Here is a 17,534-nt window from a genome sequence, read left to right as displayed (position 1 = left end):
TTTCAGTCAGGATTCTTCCGACGCTGAGAGGCGAGCCATGTACGGACCGAACCGCCGCACGCTGCTGAGGTCGGGGGCGGCGGTGGCACTGACGACGGTGGCGGCGACCGGCTGCGCGCCGGAGGAAGACGGTCCCGCCGCGCGGCGGCACATGCCGTCGGAGGCCCGGCGGCACGCCCGCACATTCATGGCCTGGCCGCCTGCGGACTCGGGGTGGGCGGACTGGGCGGAGGAGGTCCAGGGCGACATCGCCCGGGTCGCCCGCGCGATCGCCGGGTTCGAACCCGTGGTGCTGCTGGCCGCCCCCGAGGAGGTGAAGGCGGCCCGGCGGGCGTGCGGGGCAGGCGTGGAGGTCATCCCCGTCGCGGTGGACGACCTGTGGGTGCGGGACACGGGGCCCACCTTCGTCACCGGGGCGGACGGCGGCCCGGAGGGCGTCGACTTCCACTTCAACGGCTGGGGCGGCAAGCAGGACCACCGGCGCGACGCGAAGGTCGCCCGTACCGTCCTGGCCCGCGAGGGCGTCCGCCGCCTCGACGCGCCGATCACCGCCGAGGGCGGCTCGCTGGAGGTCGACGGCCACGGGACGCTGATGGTCACCGAAAGCTCGCTGGTCAACCCCAACCGCAACCCGGGCCGGTCACGCGACGAGCTCGAACAGGCCCTGAAGGAACTGCTCGGGGTCTCCGTCGTGATCTGGTTCAAGGGCGTACGGGGGCAGGACATCACCGACTGCCACGTCGACGCCTTGGCCCGGTTCGGCGAGGACGGCACCGTCCTGCTCAGCCGGCCGCACCCGGCGAACGGGCCGGATGTCTGGAGCCGCGTGTACGACCAGGCCCGCGGCGTGCTGGAGACGGCGACCGACGCCCGGGGCCGGACCCCGGAGATCGTCGACCTGCCCGAGCCCGACCCGGCCGCGCTCGGCCGCCGCGGCCCGGACTTCCTCGGCTCGTACGCCAACTACTACGTCGTCAACGACGCCGTGATCGTCCCGCGCTTCGGCGACCGGAAGGCCGACCGCAACGCGGTGTCGATCATCGGCGAGCTCCACCCCGGCCGGAAGGTGGTCCCGGTCGAGATCAACACCATCGCCGAGGGCGGCGGCGGCATCCACTGCGCCACCCAGCAGCAGCCGGAGGCCTGATCAGCTCGAACGGTAGGAGGGGTCGAGGTCGCGCACCTCGGCGGAGACGTGCAGGACACGACCCTCGGCGGGCTTGATGTGCTGCGGTACGAGCGCGACGACGGCCTCCGTCAGCCGTGCCTTGGCCTCGTCGCCGCGCCCGGCCAGCAGGTCGATCCCGACGTGGACCAGGGCGTCGTCGGCCGTGCCGTCGCCGATCACGGTGTCCTCCGCCCGGCGCGTGCGCGTCTTGCAGGCGGGGAGCCGGGCACCGACCGTCTCGACGACGAGGGGGTGCAGGGCGCGCGCGAAGCCCTGGCGGTCGAAGTCCTCGTCGAGGGAGGCGGAGTAGTCGACGGTGATCTGCGGCATGGGTATCGCTCCTGGTCGGGGACGTGTCCGGGCCACCATAGAGCGGGGCGCCACGGTCCGGTACAGGTGTCCGAACCGTGGCGCCCCCGAGGTCCGCTACCGCTGGGTGAACACCGCCACCGTGCGGGCCGGGACCGTGAAGGTGCCGGTGGCCGCCTCGTAGGAGGAGGCCTTGACCGTGGCGTCCGAGCCGTTCACCTGGACCGGGTGGAGGGCGTGGGCCGTGCCCGCCAGGGCGGTGACGGTCTGGGCCTGCTCCTTCGGCGTGGCGTTGAAGACCACGACCAGGTCACCGAGGCGCATGGTGATCACGCCCGGGGTCTCGTCCTTGCCGGAGAGCGGGAAGGACAGCGCGGCCTGCACCTCGTCGGCCGTCGACAGACTGAAGGCCTTCTCCGCCGTACGCAGCTTCAGCAGGTCCCGGTACGCGGCGGAGGCGCCGGTGATCTGCGGGCAGCCGACCGTCAGGGACGGGGACGCGAGGAGCGGCTTGCCGAAGGACCACTTGTCCTTGTTGTCGGCCGCCGGCGGCAGGCCCCGCCCGAAGCCGTTGCCGGCCCGGCAGTCCCAGTTGAGGACGTTGAACCAGTCGCCGCTGTCGTAGGAGTTGCGGTCCAGCGACTTGGAGCGCAGCAGGTCGCTGCCCGCCTGGGAGAGCGCCGGGCCCTGGGAGAGGGCGGCGGTCGCCATGGCGAGGACCTGCATCCTGGCCCGGTCGTCGGGGGGCGTGGCCGCCGGGAGCTTGAAGGCGAGCGCGTCGTACAGGGTCTCGTTGTCGTGGGCGTCCGCGTAGGCGAGGGCGTCGCCGGGGGCGGCGGCGTAGCCGGCGGGGGCGCCGTTGTAGTCGACCTCGGAGCCCTTGACCTTCCGTCCCGAGGTGTCGGTGAAGGTGTAGGAGGCGAGGTTGCCGGACAGGCCGACCTTGATCAGGTCCTGGTAGTGCAGGAGGCGGGCCTTCTGCTCGGCCGGGGTGCCGTTGGCCTTCGAGGTGTTGGGGTCGGTGAACAGGCCGGAGGCGAAGCCCTGGACGCCGGGGTCGGCGTCGAAGGGGCCGCCGCCGCGTACGGCGTCCCGGGCCCGGTCGGAGAAGGTCGCGATGCCGGTGCCGGCCATGTTCTTCTGGGTGGCCTGGACGAACCGGGCGTCGTCGGCGATCTCGCCGAAGTTCCAGCCCTCCCCGTACAGGATGATCTTCTTGCCGTCGACCCCGTCCTTCTCGACCGTGAGCGCGTCGAGCGCCTTCCTGACCGCGAGCATGTTGGCCTTGGGGTGGTGGCCCATGAGGTCGAAGCGGAAGCCGTCGACCTTGTACTCCTTCGCCCAGGTGACGACCGAGTCGACGACGAGCTTGCCCATCATCGTGTTCTCGGGGGCGGTGTTGGCGCAGCAGGTGGAGGTGGCCACGGTGCCGTCGGCCAGCAGCCGCTGGTAGTAGCCGGGCACGACCTTGTCCAGGACGGACTTGTCCGACTGCCCGCTCGCCACGGTGTGGTTGTAGACCACGTCCATGACCGTGCGCAGCCCGGCCTTGTTCAGGCCCTGCACCATCTGCCGGAACTCGACCGTGCGGCGCGTGCCGTCCGGGTCGGAGGCGTAGGAGCCCTCGGGGACGGTGTAGTGGAGCGGGTCGTAGCCCCAGTTGAAGGCGTCCTTGGCGGCGGCCTTGGACACGCACGCCTGCTGCTCGTCGGAGTCGGGGGCGTACGCCTTCAGGTCGCAGTCGGGGGTGGCCTGGTCGGACTTCTTCTCCGGGATGGTGCCGATGTCGAAGACGGGCAGCAGGTGCACGTACGAGGTCCCGCTGCCGGCGAGCTTCTTCAGGTGCTTCATGCCGTCCGACGTGGTGTCGGTGAAGGCGAGGTAGCCACCGGGGTGCTTGGAGGTGCGGTCCGCGATCGAGAAGTCGCGGACGTGCAGCTCCTGGATCTGGGCGTCGCGCAGCGGGGTGGCGGCCGGCTTCCTCAGCGTCGTCCAGCCCGCCGGGGCGAGCTTGGGGTCGGTGAGGTCGGTGACCAGGCTGCGGGCGGAGTCGGCGGTCAGGGCGGTGGAGTAGGGGTCGGTGACCTTGTTCGTGACGACCTTCTGGACGCTGGGCGCCCAGACCTTCACCTCGTACCGGTACGGCTTGTTCCGCCAGCTCCTGTTGCCGGTGACCGACCAGACGCCGGTGGTCTCGTCGCGCTTCATCGCCACGCGCCTGCCGTCGAGTTCCAGGGCGACGCTCTGGGCGGTCGGTGCCCAGACCGACAGGGTCGGCGTGCCCTTGCGGAAGACCGGGCCGAGCGCCGCGGCCTCTGCCTTGGTGCCGTACAGGTCGTCGAGGACGCCCGGGATCTGGACGCCGGTCGCGGCGAGCAGGGCGCCGTTGGCGGCGCGGTGGGTGGCGATGACCTGGCCGCGCAGGGCGCCGCGCACCCGGTCGCGGTCGCGCGGGTCGAGGGTGAAGGCCGGGTGGTCCTTGAGGTGCGGGTACTTCGCCTTCTGGGCGTCGGTGAGGCCCGCGGGGCGCAGCCGCAGCCAGCGGCCCTCGTCGGAGAGGGCGCCGCCGGGGGCGGTGATGGAGCCGTTCCGGTCGTACACGAGCTGCTGGCTGGTGCCGGGGGTGGCCTTCACCTTCCAGACGACGGTGCCGGCGTCGATCCACTGGGCCTCGGCCTTGGTGAGGTCGAGGGCGGGCGCGGCGCCCGTGGTGGGCAGCAGGTAGCCGGTGTCGCCGGTGAGCAGCCAGACCTCCTTGCCGTACGTGCCGAAGTCGAGGGACCGGTCGGCGGGGATGTCCTTCTGGTCGCCCTTGTGGACGATGTAGGACAGGGACGTGGCTCCGGCGGCGAGCGGCACTTCGAAGGTGAGGCCGAAGGCGTCCTTCTTCACCGGCTGGAGCGGCTTGGACCAGTCGGTGGGGGTGGCGGCGCCGGTCCAGGTGTGCAGGCCCCAGCCGTCGTAGTTCCCGTCGGGGCGGTGGTAGTGGATGACGGCCTTGCCCGGGTCCTGCGGCGGGTAGACGCCGTCGGGCGCCTTGTTCTGCTGGGCGTCGGAGCCCTGCGTGATCCACACCTCGCCGGTGGCCGAGAGGTCGAGGGTGCGCTGCGGCCCGTCGGCGGTGCCGTTCTTCTCGACGGTGTACGGGACGGACGTCGCGCCGTCCTCGACCTTGACCCAGGCGAAGGCGCCGTACGCGTCACGGCCGGTGAACGCGGCGGTGGTGGAGCCGGACCTGAGCTGCCAGCCGTCGTAGTCGCCGGCGGGGCGCCGGTAGTGGACGACGGCGTAGTCGCGGTCGACGGCGCTGGGCTTGCCGGGCTTGGGCGCCTGTCCGGCGGTGGTGGTGGCGAGGGCGCTCGCGGTGCGGCCGGTGCTGTCGACGACGACGGCCTTGTAGCGCAGGGCGGTCCCGGCGGGGGCGGTGACGGTGTGGGTGACCTTGTAGGGGGCGTGGTCGGCCGAGCCGAGGGTCTGCCACTTCCCGTTGCCGGTCTGGGCGGCGAAGACGACCCGGTTCAGGCCGCCGCCGTCGACGTCCGCGGTGATCTCGACGGTGCCGGTGGCTCCGGCGGCCGGGGCCTTGAGGTCGATGGTGGGCGCGGTGGCCGGGGCGGGGACGGGCCCCGCGGCCTTGAGGACCACGGAGGAGAGGGCGGGGACGGTCACCTTCAGCGTGTCGCCGCTGCTGGTGACGGTGCCCGTGCCGCCGTACAGGTGGGTGAAGGCCGTGCCCGGGGAGTCGGTGGTGATCTCCACGCTCTTCGCGGCGGTGGCGTTGTTGACGGCGACGACGTACTCGGTGCGCGTCTTCGCGTCCGTACCGGAGAAGCGGGAGAAGGCGTACACGCCCTGGCCGGTGTCGGCGTGGCGCTCGGTCTGGACGCCGTCGCGGAGGGCCGGGTGGGCCTTGGTGAGCCGGGACAGGGCGGCGATGGAGCGGTAGAGGGGGTGGCCGGTGTCGTACGCGTCGGTGGCGTGCGTGCGGTCGGTGCCGAGCTGGTCGTCGTCGAGGTAGTCGGCGGTCTTCGAGGCGAACAGCGTCTGGCGGGCGTCCTTGTCGCCTCCGGCGCCGGTGAAGCCCTGCTCGTCGCCGTAGTAGACGACGGGGTTGCCACGGCTGAGGAACATCAGCTCGTTGGCGAGCCGGTAGCGCTTGAGCAGTTCCTCGTCGCCGGCCCCGGTGTTGTCCTGCTTCAGGAAGGTTCCGAAGCGGCCCATGTCGTGGTTGCCGAGGAAGGGCACCGACTCGTAGGCGTTGGCCTTGTCGGTGGTGTAGCGGTAGTCCTGCGCGAACAGCTCGGAGAGCTTGGCGGCGGGGCCGCCCTGGGAGGCGTACCGGCGGGCGGCGTCCTGGAAGGGGAAGTCGAGGGTGGCGTCGAGCCGGCCCCGGGTGACGTAGGGGGCGGTGACGGCCGGGTCGGCGGAGTACACCTCGCCGAACATGAAGAAGTCGTCGCGGCCGTGCTTGGCGGCGTACGCGTCGAGGGCGGTGGCCCACTGGGTCCAGAACTCGGTGTTGACGTGCTTGACGGTGTCGATGCGGAAGCCGTCGATGTCGAAGTCGCGCACCCAGCGCTGGTAGATCTTCTCCATGCCCTCGACGACCTCGGGGCGCTCGGTCCACAGGTCGTCCAGGCCCACGAAGTCCCCGTGGCCGGAGGACTCACCGGCGAAGGTCGAATCGCCCCGGTTGTGGTACATCGTGGGGTCGTTGAGCCAGGCGGGGACCTTGAGGTCCTTCTTGGCGTCGGGGACGACCGGCGTGCGCGGGAAGGAGTCGCGGTCGGTCTTCGGGAACGGCTTGGTGCCGTCGGCGTAGTCGGCGTCGTCGAAGGGGACGCCGTCCTTCGTCAGGTAGGGGAAGGCGCCCTTGGAGAGGTAGGAGTAGGACTTCTCCTCGTAGTCGACGACGTCGGCGGTGTGGTTGGTGATGACGTCGAAGAAGACCTTCATGCCCTTGGCGTGGGCCTGGTCGATGAGCCGCTCCAGGTCGGCGTTGGTGCCGAAGTGCGGGTCGACCTGGGTGAAGTCGGTGATCCAGTAGCCGTGGTACCCGGCCGAGGCGTCCTTGCCCTCGCCCTGGACGGGCTGGTTCTTGAAGATGGGCGCCATCCAGATGGCGGTGGTGCCCAGGCCCTTGATGTAGTCGAGCTTCTCGGTCAGCCCCTTGAGGTCACCGCCCTGGTAGAACCCCTTGTCGGCGGGGTCGTAGCCGGTTTCCAGCCGGGAGCCGGTCAGCCCGCCGCGGTCGTTGGCCGGGTCGCCGTTGGCGAACCGGTCGGGCAGCACGAAGTAGAACTGCTCCCGGGTCAGGTCGTGGCGGGCGGGCGCGGCCGCGAGCCGGGCGTCGGACGGCGGGGCGGGTGGCTTGGGCGCGGCGGTCGCCGGCAGGGCCGGGACGAGTGCCGCGACCGTCGCCGCCGCGAGGGCCGCGGCGGCGGCCGCGGCTGTGCGCGGGGCGCGCGTGCGCGGCAGGGATCGGGGGCGTATCAAGGCCGGATCTCCTCGAAGAGGGTTACGGAGAGGGGGTTGCTGGCCGCCCCGCGCCCGGGAGGGGGCACGGGGCGGCGGGGGTACGCGCTCGTCAGGCGCGCCAGGTGTCGTTCAGGGCGACCTTCCCGGAGGCCGGGACCGTGGCCGTGCGGTTGACGCCGGACTCCCAGGTGACGTTCCCGGCGGCGTCCTTGCGGAGGTACTTGTACTCGAAGGCCGTTCCGGCGGGGAGCGTCACGTCGAGCTTCCAGACGGGGTAGGCGGCCGGGTCCAGCTTGGGCGCGGCGGCGGGGTTCCAGTTGCCGAGGGCGGACTGGTTGCCGGTGACGTAGATGTTCTCGCCGGGGACGGTGGTGGCGTTGACGGCGAAGGACGCGCCGGTGGTGACGGGTGTCGTGGTGCCGGAGCACGTCCGCGCCCCGGCGTGCAGCGCGACGGCCGTGCCCGCGCCGAGCGTCGCGGTGAACTGGCCGGAGCCGTTGACCGTGACCGGCCGGTTGTTCTGGACGTCGCAGTAGTCACCGGCGGGCAGTGACGTCTGGAACGTCCGGGTGAGGGCGGACGTCTCGTGGTTGATGGCCACGTACGCCTTGGTGCCGCGCCCGAAGGCGATGGCGTCGCCGCCGTTGTCCCACCAGTTCGTGACACCCTGACCGCGGGCCACGTTCCGGAAGGCGACCATGGAGGCGATCTCGCGCCAGGCGTGCTGGCACTTCCAGCCGTCGCTGTAGCAGGCGTTGACGCTCCCGCCGTTGGGCGGTCCGGCGTCCTTGTCGGTCCACTCGTAGCCGGAGTGGACGTCCGGGGAGCCGTACGGCCAGGCCAGCATGAAGACGTTGGCGAGCGTGTAGGCGGAGCCGTTCTTGTAGTTCAGCGTGTCGCCGCCGCGCTCGGTGTCGTGGTTGTCGACGAACACGCCGGACTTGCCGGACTCCATGTGGCCCCAGGCCTCGCCGAAGTTCTTCAGGTACGCGAGGTTCTCGCCGAGGAAGACGCGCTTGAGGTCGCGGGCGTAGCGGAACTCCTGGACGTCGCCGTTGCCGAGGTACTCGCTGGGCGAGACGGCCTCACCGGCGCCGTATATCGCCTCCTGCTTCCAGTAGACGCCCGGGTTGGTGAGCTTGGCCTTGATGGCGGCCAGGTCGGCGGCCGGCATGTGCTTGGCGGCGTCGATCCGGAAGCCGTCGACGCCGAGCGTCAGCAGGTCGTTCATATAGCCGGCGATCTTGGTGCGGACGTACTCCTCGCCGGTGTCGAGGTCGGCGAGCCCGACGAGCTCGCAGTTCTGGACGTTGCCCCGGTCCTGGTAGTTGGTGATCTGGGCGGTGCAGTCATCCATGTCGGGCGCGGAGTACAGGCCGGGGTAGCCGTACTTGGTGTACGACGAGCCGCCGGTGCCCGTGCCGTTGCCCGCCGCCATGTGGTTGATGACGGTGTCGGCGACGACCTTGACGCCCGCGGCGTGGCAGGTGTCGACCATGCTCTTGAAGGCGGCCCGGTCACCGAGGCGGCCGGCGATCCGGTAGCTGACGGGCTGGTACGAGGTCCACCACTGGGCGCCCTGGATGTGCTCCTGGGGCGGGGAGACCTGGACGTAGCCGTACCCGGCCGGGCCGAGGGTGCCGGTGCACGCCTTGGCCACCGAGGCGAAGGTCCACTCGAACATCACGGCGGTGACGTCCTTGTCGCCGGGCGGTACGGCCCCGGCGGGGGTGGGGGGCGCCGTGACGGCCACAGCGGCTCCCGCCACGAGGGCGAGTGCAGCGGCCACGGTCTTTCTGGCCATGGTTCCTCCTGGGGAATGGGAGGTGCGGAATGCGACGGTGCAGCCTCGTACGGCAACGCGCCATGCCCGCAAGGCCCTGGTGAAGCTTCTTGCTGCAAGACAGCAGCAACAGTTTTCGGTCGTGACCGTACGAGCCCCCAGGGATGGGGTCAACCCTTTGGACACATGCGGTTCACGTGACGGAAATCCACCAGGTCCATGGCTGCAAGTCCTTTCGCAAGGCCTTGCAGTGGTGCTACGTTCAACGACGACTCCGGTCCGGTCGGCCGAGGGTCCCCGTACCCCGGGGCTCCACGCGCCCGGCCGGCCGGGCCGGTCATCCCGACCCGGCCGGTCACACGAGCGGGCCGGTCACCCGAAGGCGGCCGGCCGTCGTCATGAGCCGGGAGGCCCGGGGCCGATGAAGACCCCGCCGCGCCCGATCACGGGCAGGCCCCGGGCCCCCTCACCCACAGCCACCCCGCGGCTACCTGCGCTGCGCGGTGGAACCCCGTACCACCAGCTCCGGCTGGAACACGAACTCGGTCCTCCCCCAGCCACCGCTGGAAGGTGCCCCCAGCACCGAGTTGCCGTCGATCTCCTCCAGCAGCGCGTCCACCGCCGCCGTCGCCATCGCCTGCACCGGCTGGCGCACCGTCGTCAGCGGCGGGTCCGTGAACGCGATCAGCGGCGAGTCGTCGAAGCCGACCACCGACACGTCCCGGGGCACGTCCAGGCCCCGCCCGCGCACCGCCCGTATGGCGCCGAGCGCCATCAGGTCGCTGGCGCACACGATCCCCGTGCAGCCCTGGTCCAGCAGCGTCCCGGCCGCGGCGTGCCCGCCCTCGACCCCGAACAGCGTCTGCTGGACGCGCGCTTCGGCCTCCTCGGCGCTCAGCCCCAGCAGGGCGCGCAGCGCCGCCGTGAACCCCTCGGCCTTCCGCCGCGACGGGACGTACCGGGTGGGGCCGATGGCCAGCCCGATCCGCTCGTGGCCCAGCTCGACGAGGTGTGCCACGGCCATCCGGGCGGCCGAGCGGTCGTCGGGCGAGACGAAGTGGGCGTCGATGTGCTCGTTGAAGCCGTTGATGAGGACGAACGGCACACCCCGGGCGGCGAGTTCGACGTACCGGGACGGGTCGGCGCTGGTGTCTGCGTGCAGCCCGGACAGGAACACGATGCCGGTGACGCCGCGCTCCTCCAACTGCTCGACCAGCTCGTCCTCGGTGGCGCCGCCCGGCATCTGGGTGCACAGCACGGGCGTGTAGCCGTGCCCGGCCAGCACCTGCTCGATGACCTGGGCGAACGCCGGGAAGATGGGGTTGGTGAGCTCGGGGATGACCAGGCCCACCAGGCCGGCGCTGCGCCGCTTGAGCCGTACGGGGCGTTCGTAGCCCAGCACGTCGAGCGCGGCCAGCACCCGGGTCCTGGTGGGCCCGGCGACGCCGGCCTTGCCGTTGAGGACCCGGCTGACCGTGGCCTCGCTGACCCCGGCCTGCGCCGCGATGTCCGCGAGCCGCGGGGCGCCCCCTCCTCCGTCGCCCCGCGGCTCAGCGGCCCGCGCGTCGCCGCGCGGCGTCAGGATCGTCACACCGCCCACCAGACGGTGGTGTCGGCGGGCAACTCGGCCGTGCCGTCCACGCTGGTGCGCACCTGCTCGCTGGCGAGCAGCATCCGCCCGGGCACCGCTATCCGCACCGGCCGCCCCGTGGTGTTGGCGTGGCACACGAAGGCGCCGCGCCGGAACGCCAGCACGCCCTCGGGCGCGTCCAGCCACTCGACCGCGTCGCCCGCGCCCAGCCCCGGCTGCTCGCGGCGCACGGCCAGCGCGCTGCGGTACAGCTCCAGGGTGGAGCCCGGGTCACCGGTCTGGGCCTCGACGCTCAAGGGCCCCCAGGAGGCCGGCTGGGGCAGCCAGCTCCCCCCGCTGCCGAACCCGTACGAGGAGCCCTCCACCGTCCACGGGATGGGCACCCGGCAGCCGTCGCGGAAGCCGTCCTGGCCGGTCGCCCGGAAGAACGACGGGTCCTGGCGCACCTCGTCGGGCAGGTCCGTGACGTCCGGCAGGCCGAGCTCCTCGCCCTGGTAGACGTACGCGGAGCCGGGCAGCGCCAGCATCAGCAGCGTGGCCGCGCGCGCCCGGCGCAGCCCCAGCTCCCGGTCGCCGGGCGTGCGGAGCTGGGTGCCGAGGCCGGGCGGGTTGGCGAACCGGGTGGCGTGCCGGGTGACGTCGTGGTTGGACAGCACCCAGGTGGTGGGGGCGCCGACGGGGCGCATCGCGGCGAGCGAGGCGTCGATGACCCGGCGCAGCTCGGTGGCGTCCCAGTAGGTGCCCAGGTACTGGAAGTTGAACGCCTGGTGCATCTCGTCGGGGCGCACGTAGTTGGCGGTGCGCTCGACGGTGGGGGTCCAGGCCTCGGCGACGAGGACGCGCTCCCCGTCGTACTCCTGGAGGACCTGGCGCCAGCTCCGGTAGATCTCGTGGACGCCGTCCTGGTCGAAGAAGGGCATGACATCGTTTCCGAGCAGCTTGAGCTGGTCGTGGGCGCCGATGTCGGGCAGCCCCTCCGCCTTGACCAGGCCGTGGGCGACGTCGACGCGGAAGCCGTCGACGCCCATGTCGAGCCAGAAGCGCAGGATGGAGCGGAACTCGTCCCGGACGGCGGGGTGTTCCCAGTTGAAGTCGGGCTGCTCGGGGGCGAACAGGTGCAGGTACCACTCGCCGTCCTCGACCCGCGTCCACGCCGGGCCGCCGAAGATGGACTCCCAGTCGTTGGGGGGCAGGGAGCCGTCCGGCCCCTTGCCGGGGCGGAAGTGGTAGCGCTCGCGCAGCGGCGATCCGGGGCCCTCGCGCAGCGCGCGCTGGAACCACTCGTGCTGGTCGGACGAGTGGTTGGGCACCAGGTCGACGATGATGCGCAGGCCCAGCTCGTGGGCCTCGCGGATCAGCGCGTCGGCGTCGAGGAGGCTGCCGAACATGGGGTCGATGGCGCGGTAGTCGGCGACGTCGTACCCGGCGTCGGCCTGCGGCGAGGCGTAGAAGGGGCTGAGCCAGACGGCGTCGACGCCCAGGTTCTTCAGGTACGGCAGCCGGCTGCGGATGCCTTCCAGGTCGCCCATGCCGTCGCCGTTGCCGTCGGCGAAGCTGCGCGGATAGACCTGGTAGATCACCGCGTCTCTCCACCAGCCCGTGTGCGTGCCGGTGGTGCCGGTTGCGGAAGGGGCGGGGGCAGCGAGGTGCTGGGTCATGTCTTCCCTGGGAATCAGAAGGATGGGAGCGGCGACCGGCCCGGTGACAGGCCCGGACCGGTCGCCGCAGACCGGGATGCGGGATCCGGACGGATCAGGACTTGGTGGCGCCGGCCGTCAGGCCGGAGACCAGGTGGCGCTGGACGAGGCCGAAGACGACGGCGGCGGGCGCCGCGATCAGCACGGCGGCGGCGGTCAGCGAACCCCAGTCGGCGGTGTACTGGTTGACGAAGGTCTGGAGGCCGCCCGCGAGGGTGAGGTTCTCCTCGCCGGTCATGAACGCGGAGGCGTAGGCGACCTCGCCCCAGCCGGTGATGAACGTGTAGAACGCGGTGACGGCCAGGCCCGGCTTGGCGAGCGGCATGATCAGCCGCCAGAACGTGCCGAACGGCGTCAGGCCGTCCACCCGTCCCGCCTCGTCGATCTCGGCCGGGATGCCGTCGAAGTAGCCCTTCATCATCCAGGCGCAGAACGGCACGGCGACCGTGAGGTACGTGATGACCAGGCCGACCGGCTGGTTCAGCATGCCGAGCGAGGCCAGCAGGTTGTACAGCGGGACGATCAGCACGGCGACCGGGAACATCTGGGTGATCAGCAGCAGCCACATCAGGGGCCTCAGGCCCGGGAAGCGGAAGCGGCTGACGGCGTAACCGGTGGTGGCGGAGATGAAGACGCCGATGACGGTGGTGATGCCGACGACGATCAGCGAGTTGCCGAGCCACGCCAGGAACTGGGTGTCGGCGAGGACGTGGCTGTAGTTGCCGAAGGTGAAGTTCTTGACGACCGAGGTGTCGAAGGCGTCGGTCTTCGGCTTGAACGAGGTGATCACCAGCCACAGCGGCGGGAACACCGCGACGAGCGTGGCCAGGAGGAGCGCCAGGTGCAGCCCCACGGAGGCGAGCGGCGAACGCTCGCCCCGGGCACGTACCTTGCGGGGCTCGCGGGCCTCGCGGGCCGGAGAAGTCTGCGTGTGGGTGCTCACCACATGTCTCCCTGCTTGCGGAGCGCACGGCGGTAGACCACCGCGAAGAGCGACAGGAGGATCAGGATCAGGACGCCCCAGGCGGCCGATCCCGCGAAGTCGCGCGGGCTGACGACGAAGGAGAGCCGGTAGGCGTACGTCACGAGGATCTCGGTGGCGTCGCCCGGCCCGCCCCGGGTGAGCAGGAAGATCACCGGGAACATGTTGAAGGTCCAGATGGCGCTGAGCAGGATCACCGTGCCGGAGACCGGCCGCAGCCCGGGCAGGGTGATGTGGCGGAACCGCTGCCAGGCGGTCGCGCCGTCCATCTCGGCGGCCTCGTACAGCTCGCCGGGGATGGACTGGAGGCCGCCCAGCATGGCGACGAGCATGAACGGCACGCCAAGCCAGACGTTGACGGCGATGACGGAGACCTTGGCCCAGGTGGGGTCGTTCAGCCAGGAGATCGCGTCGATGCCGCCGCCGGCGAGGAGCTTGTTGAACAGGCCGCTGCGCTCGTTGAACAGCAGCCGCCAGGTGAAGACGGAGACGAAGGCCGGGACGGCCCACGGCAGGATCAGGGCCATGCGGTAGAAGGTGCGGCCCTTGAGCTTGCGGTTGAGCATGTTGGCCAGGACGAGGCCGAGGGTGAAGGAGAGGGCGACACACGTGACCGTCCACACCACGGTCCAGCCGAGGCGGTCCCAGAAGACCTCGTCGGTGAGGACGGCCTTGTAGTTGTCGAGACCGACGAACTCGTACGTCGCGGGGATGTGGTTGACCCCGATCGTGCGCTCGACGTTGGCCTCGTTGGCGTCGGTGAGCGACAGGTAGATGCCGCGCGCCAGCGGGTAGCCGATGATCACGCCGATCACGGTCACCACCGGAGCGACCATGCTCCAGGCGTACCAGTGGGTGCTCAGCGCCCTGCGGAGCCTGCCCGGGCCCGGGGTTCCCGGGGTGTTGTCAGTGCGGCGGCCGCGGCCGCGGGCGCTGTTCGCGCCCGCGGCCTTCGCCACCGACTGGCTGGTCTCGACAGCCATTGGTCGGTCAGCCCTTCCCACTGCTTACTTGTAGTCCTTGAGCATCTTGCGGTAGGCGTCGCCCGTCTCCTGGGCGGCCTTCTCCGGAGTGGTCTTGCCGCCCAGGACGTTGGCCATCTGGAGGCGGATCGGCTCGAAGAGGGCGTTGCCCTGCGGGATCCACGGGCGCTCGACGGCCTTGTCGACGGCGGGCTTGAAGAACTGGACCATCTCGTTGCCGGACACGGTCGGCTGCGCGTACACCGAGAGGCGGGTGGGCAGCAGGCTGAGCTTCTCGGTGGTCTGCTGCTGCACCTTGGCCGAGCTCATGTACTTGGCGAACTCGTAGGACGCGTCGAGGTTCTTGGAACCGGCGTAGACGGAGAGGTTCCAGCCGCCCTGCGGGGAGCCCTGACCGGCGCTGCCGGCCGGCACGGGCGCGATGCCCAGGTTCTTCGGGTCCTTGAACTCGGCGCCCGCGCGGGAGTCGGCGATGGCCCACGGGCCGTTGAGCATCATCGCGACCTTGCCGGACTTGAAGGCGTTCTGCATGTTGTTCCAGCCGTCGGAGGCGTCGGTGATCGCCGCCTTCGAGTCGACCAGGTCCTTGATGGTCTTGTACGCCTTGACGCCGGACGCGTCGTCGATGGTGACCTTCTTGGCCTCGGCGTCGACCATGTCGCCGCCCTCGCCGTACAGGAAGGACAGGAACCAGTACGGGTCGTCACCGCGCAGGTAGAGGCCGGTCTTGCCGGGCCACTTCTTGCTGACCTTGGCGGACGCGTCCTTCAGCGCCTCCAGGGTCGTGGGGACCTCGGCGCCGGCCTCCTTGAGCATCTTCTTGTTGTAGAAGAGCGCCATGGTGTCGATGACCTGCGGGACCGCGTAGGTCTTGTCGTTGAACTTGGTGCTCGCGGCGGCCTGCGGCAGCCAGTCGCCCTGGTTCTCGATGGCGCGGGTGCCGTCCAGCGGGGCGAGGTAGCCCAGGCTGGCGAAGTCGGCCACCCAGGCGACCTCGGTGCGCATCACGTCGGGGGCGCCGGAGTTGCCGCCCGCGGCGTTCTTGAACTTGGCGTTGGCCTCGCCGAAGGGGACGTTGACGTACTTGACCTTCACCTTGGGGTGCAGCTTGGTGAAGCCCTCGGCCAGCGCCTGGTAGGTCGCCTTCTCGGCCTCGTTCGAGGTGTCCCAGAACGTGACGGTGCCGGACAGCTCGCCCGAGCTGTTGGTGCCGCCCTGGGTGCCGCTGTCGCCCCCGCACGCCGCCGTCGTCAGGCCGAGGGCCGCGACCAGCGCGGTGGCCGCTATGCCACGCCGCATGTGAACTCCTTCAACTGATCCCGGGAAGACGAAGGCGGATCACATCACCGGATCTCGTGCCTCCTGCAAACCGCTCCCTCGCGGCGCGCCGGGTTGCCAGGAACGTAACAGGGATGAAAACGAGCCGAAAGAGCTTGCGGCAAATTTCTGCAAGGCGGGCTGATCGTTACATCCGCGTGTCCCTACAGTTGCCGATGCATCGCTTGACACGGCGGCGGGGCGGGCTTGCGCGGCCCGGGAGGAAGCTGCAAGCCTTTTCGTAAGGCCTTGCAGGACCGTTTCATGACCGCTCCCACCTCGTTAGATGTACGTAGCCCCCATCCCGGCCCACCGAGAGGGACACCGCACATGGCCCACGAGCTGACCTCGCCCGTCCAGACGCCGGAGGACCTGCGCCGTGCAATCTCTTCCAGCGACCGCCCGGGATGGTGGCGGGAGGCCGTCATCTACCAGGTGTACGTGCGGTCCTTCGCGGACAGCGACGGCGACGGCGTCGGCGACCTGCGCGGGGCCCGCGAGCGCCTCCCCCACCTGGCCCGGCTGGGCGCGGACGCGGTGTGGCTGACCCCCTTCTACGCCTCGCCGCAGGCCGACGGCGGGTACGACGTGGCCGACTACCGCGCCGTCGACCCCGTCTTCGGGGACCTCGCGGACGCGGACGACCTGGTGCGCACGGCCCACGAGCTGGGCCTGCGGGTGATCGTCGACATCGTCCCGAACCACACCTCCGACCGGCACCCGTGGTTCCGCGAGGCGCTCGCCGGCGACCCGGCCTGCCGCGACCGCTACCTCTTCCGCCCCGGCAAGGGGCCGGACGGCTCCCTGCCCCCCAACGACTGGGAGTCCGTCTTCGGCGGCCCGGCCTGGACGCGGGTGGCGGACGGCGACTGGTACCTGCACCTGTTCGCCCCCCAGCAGCCGGACCTGAACTGGGAGAACGAGGATGTGCGGGCCGAGTTCGAGTCGGTGCTGCGGTTCTGGCTGGACCTCGGGGTGGACGGGTTCCGGATCGACGTCGCGCACGGCATGGTCAAGGCACCCGGCATGCCCGACATCGGGCACGGCGAGCAGGCCCGGCTCATCGGCACCCAGCAACTGCCGTTCTTCGACCAGGACGGCGTCCACGAGATCCACCGCGCGTGGCGGCGCCTCCTCGACACCTACGAGGGCGAGCGCATCGGCGTCGCCGAGGCGTGGGCGCCGTCGGCGGAGCGCCTCGCGCTGTACGTACGCCCCGACGAGCTGCACCAGGCGTTCAACTTCCAGTTCCTGAACTGCCCGTGGGACGCGGCCGCGCTGCGGCGGGTCATCGACGACTCGCTGCGGGCCACCACGTCGGTGGGCGCCCCGACGACCTGGGTGCTCTCCAACCACGACGTGGTGCGCCACACCACCCGGTACGGCGAGGGCGCCGCCGGGCTGCGGCGGGCGCGGGCGGCGGCGCTGCTGATGCTGGCGCTGCCCGGCTCGGCGTACATCTACCAGGGCGAGGAGCTGGGGCTGCCCGAGGTCACGGAGCTGCCCGACGAGGCCCGCCAGGACCCCGCCTTCCTGCGGGGCGAGGGCCAGGACGGGCTGCGGGACGGGTGCCGGGTGCCGATCCCGTGGACGGTGGACGGCCCGTCGTACGGCTTCGGCCCGGGCGGGAGCTGGCTCCCGCAGCCGCCGTCGTGGCGAGAGCTGTCGGTCGAGGCCCAGACCGGCGACCCGGACTCGACGCTGGAGCTGTACCGCAGCGCGCTCGCGATGCGCCGTGACCACCCGGCGCTCGGCGCGGGCGACGCGGTGGAGTGGCTGCCCGCGCCCGACGGCGTCCTGGCCTTCCGCCGCCGCGCGAAGGGCCCGGGCACCGGCCCCTGGCAGGGCGACCTGGTCTGCACGGTCAACCTCACCGACCGCCCGGTCGCCCTGCGCGCCCCGGGCACCCGGCTCCTCCTGACGAGCACGCCGGACCCGGCGTCCTCGGTCGCCCCGGAAGCCGTGGCACCGGCCGGCGGCGGTGCCGTATCCGCCGGCGGCGGTGCCGTATCCGCCGACGCCGGCGCCGTTCCGGCCGACGCCGCGCCTGCCGGCGGGACCGCGCCCGCCCCCGGCGGCGGCCCGTCGCGGGACATCGCGCCCCTCGGGGGCAAAGTGCCGTCGCCCGCGAGGGAGTTGGCGGCCGAGGCGGGGCACGGCGAGGGCGGGCGGACCGTCCTGCTCGCCGCCGAGTCCTGCGTTTGGTGGGCAAGCTGACGTGCGGCC

At 71.4% G+C, this 17,534-nt stretch carries 10 protein-coding genes; 2 read left to right on the top strand and 8 right to left on the bottom strand.

The genetic code is table 11. The annotated features are described in order from the left end of the window. Positions 1-37 precede the first annotated feature (37 nt). A complete protein-coding gene (locus ACZ46W_RS12835) occupies positions 38-1,147 on the top strand; it encodes an agmatine deiminase family protein (RefSeq protein ID WP_468335727.1) in 1,110 nt (369 codons plus the stop codon). On the opposite strand, the gene ACZ46W_RS12830 is transcribed toward ACZ46W_RS12835, so the two are convergent. The 8 genes from ACZ46W_RS12830 to ACZ46W_RS12795 all read right to left on the bottom strand — a co-directional run bounded on the left by ACZ46W_RS12830 (position 1,148) and on the right by ACZ46W_RS12795 (position 15,290). Further along, positions 1,148-1,498, bottom strand: a complete 351-nt coding sequence (locus tag ACZ46W_RS12830) for a 5-carboxymethyl-2-hydroxymuconate Delta-isomerase (RefSeq protein ID WP_468335725.1) — start codon at positions 1,496-1,498, stop codon at positions 1,148-1,150. A 96-nt stretch (positions 1,499-1,594) separates the two neighbouring features. After that, positions 1,595-6,973, bottom strand: coding sequence for a pullulanase-type alpha-1,6-glucosidase (gene pulA, locus ACZ46W_RS12825; RefSeq protein WP_468335722.1), 5,379 nt, complete (start codon positions 6,971-6,973; stop codon positions 1,595-1,597). Between the two features lie 91 nt (positions 6,974-7,064). Further along, a complete protein-coding gene (locus tag ACZ46W_RS12820) occupies positions 7,065-8,759 on the bottom strand; it encodes a carbohydrate-binding module family 20 domain-containing protein (RefSeq protein WP_468335719.1) in 1,695 nt (564 codons plus the stop codon). A gap of 466 nt (positions 8,760-9,225) precedes the next feature. Then, complete coding sequence (locus ACZ46W_RS12815; protein ID WP_468335716.1) at positions 9,226-10,338, bottom strand: LacI family DNA-binding transcriptional regulator; 1,113 nt, start codon at positions 10,336-10,338, stop codon at positions 9,226-9,228. Beyond that, positions 10,326-11,987 carry a glycoside hydrolase family 13 protein gene (locus ACZ46W_RS12810; protein ID WP_468335713.1) on the bottom strand — a complete coding sequence of 554 codons (1,662 nt, stop codon included), beginning with the start codon at positions 11,985-11,987 and terminating at the stop codon, positions 10,326-10,328. Before ACZ46W_RS12810 ends, ACZ46W_RS12815 begins: the two co-directional genes overlap by 13 nt. 94 nt (positions 11,988-12,081) lie before the next feature. After that, the gene (locus ACZ46W_RS12805) at positions 12,082-12,969 is read right to left on the bottom strand and encodes a sugar ABC transporter permease (RefSeq protein WP_468335711.1); all 888 of its coding nucleotides are present in this window, start codon (positions 12,967-12,969) and stop codon (positions 12,082-12,084) included. Next, positions 12,966-13,991 carry a carbohydrate ABC transporter permease gene (locus ACZ46W_RS12800; protein ID WP_468335708.1) on the bottom strand — a complete coding sequence of 342 codons (1,026 nt, stop codon included), beginning with the start codon at positions 13,989-13,991 and terminating at the stop codon, positions 12,966-12,968. The genes ACZ46W_RS12805 and ACZ46W_RS12800 overlap by 4 nt, the downstream gene beginning before the upstream one ends. A 24-nt stretch (positions 13,992-14,015) precedes the next feature. Next, positions 14,016-15,290 carry an extracellular solute-binding protein gene (locus tag ACZ46W_RS12795; protein WP_468335705.1) on the bottom strand — a complete coding sequence of 425 codons (1,275 nt, stop codon included), beginning with the start codon at positions 15,288-15,290 and terminating at the stop codon, positions 14,016-14,018. Between the two features lie 348 nt (positions 15,291-15,638). Between ACZ46W_RS12795 and ACZ46W_RS12790 the strand changes: the two genes are divergently transcribed. After that, complete coding sequence (locus ACZ46W_RS12790) at positions 15,639-17,525, top strand: glycoside hydrolase family 13 protein (protein WP_468335702.1); 1,887 nt, start codon at positions 15,639-15,641, stop codon at positions 17,523-17,525. The last annotated feature ends 9 nt before the right edge of the window (positions 17,526-17,534 follow it).

The organism is Streptomyces sp. NPDC031064 (genome assembly GCF_055570965.1).
This window is presented reverse-complemented; position numbering and strand designations above follow the sequence as displayed.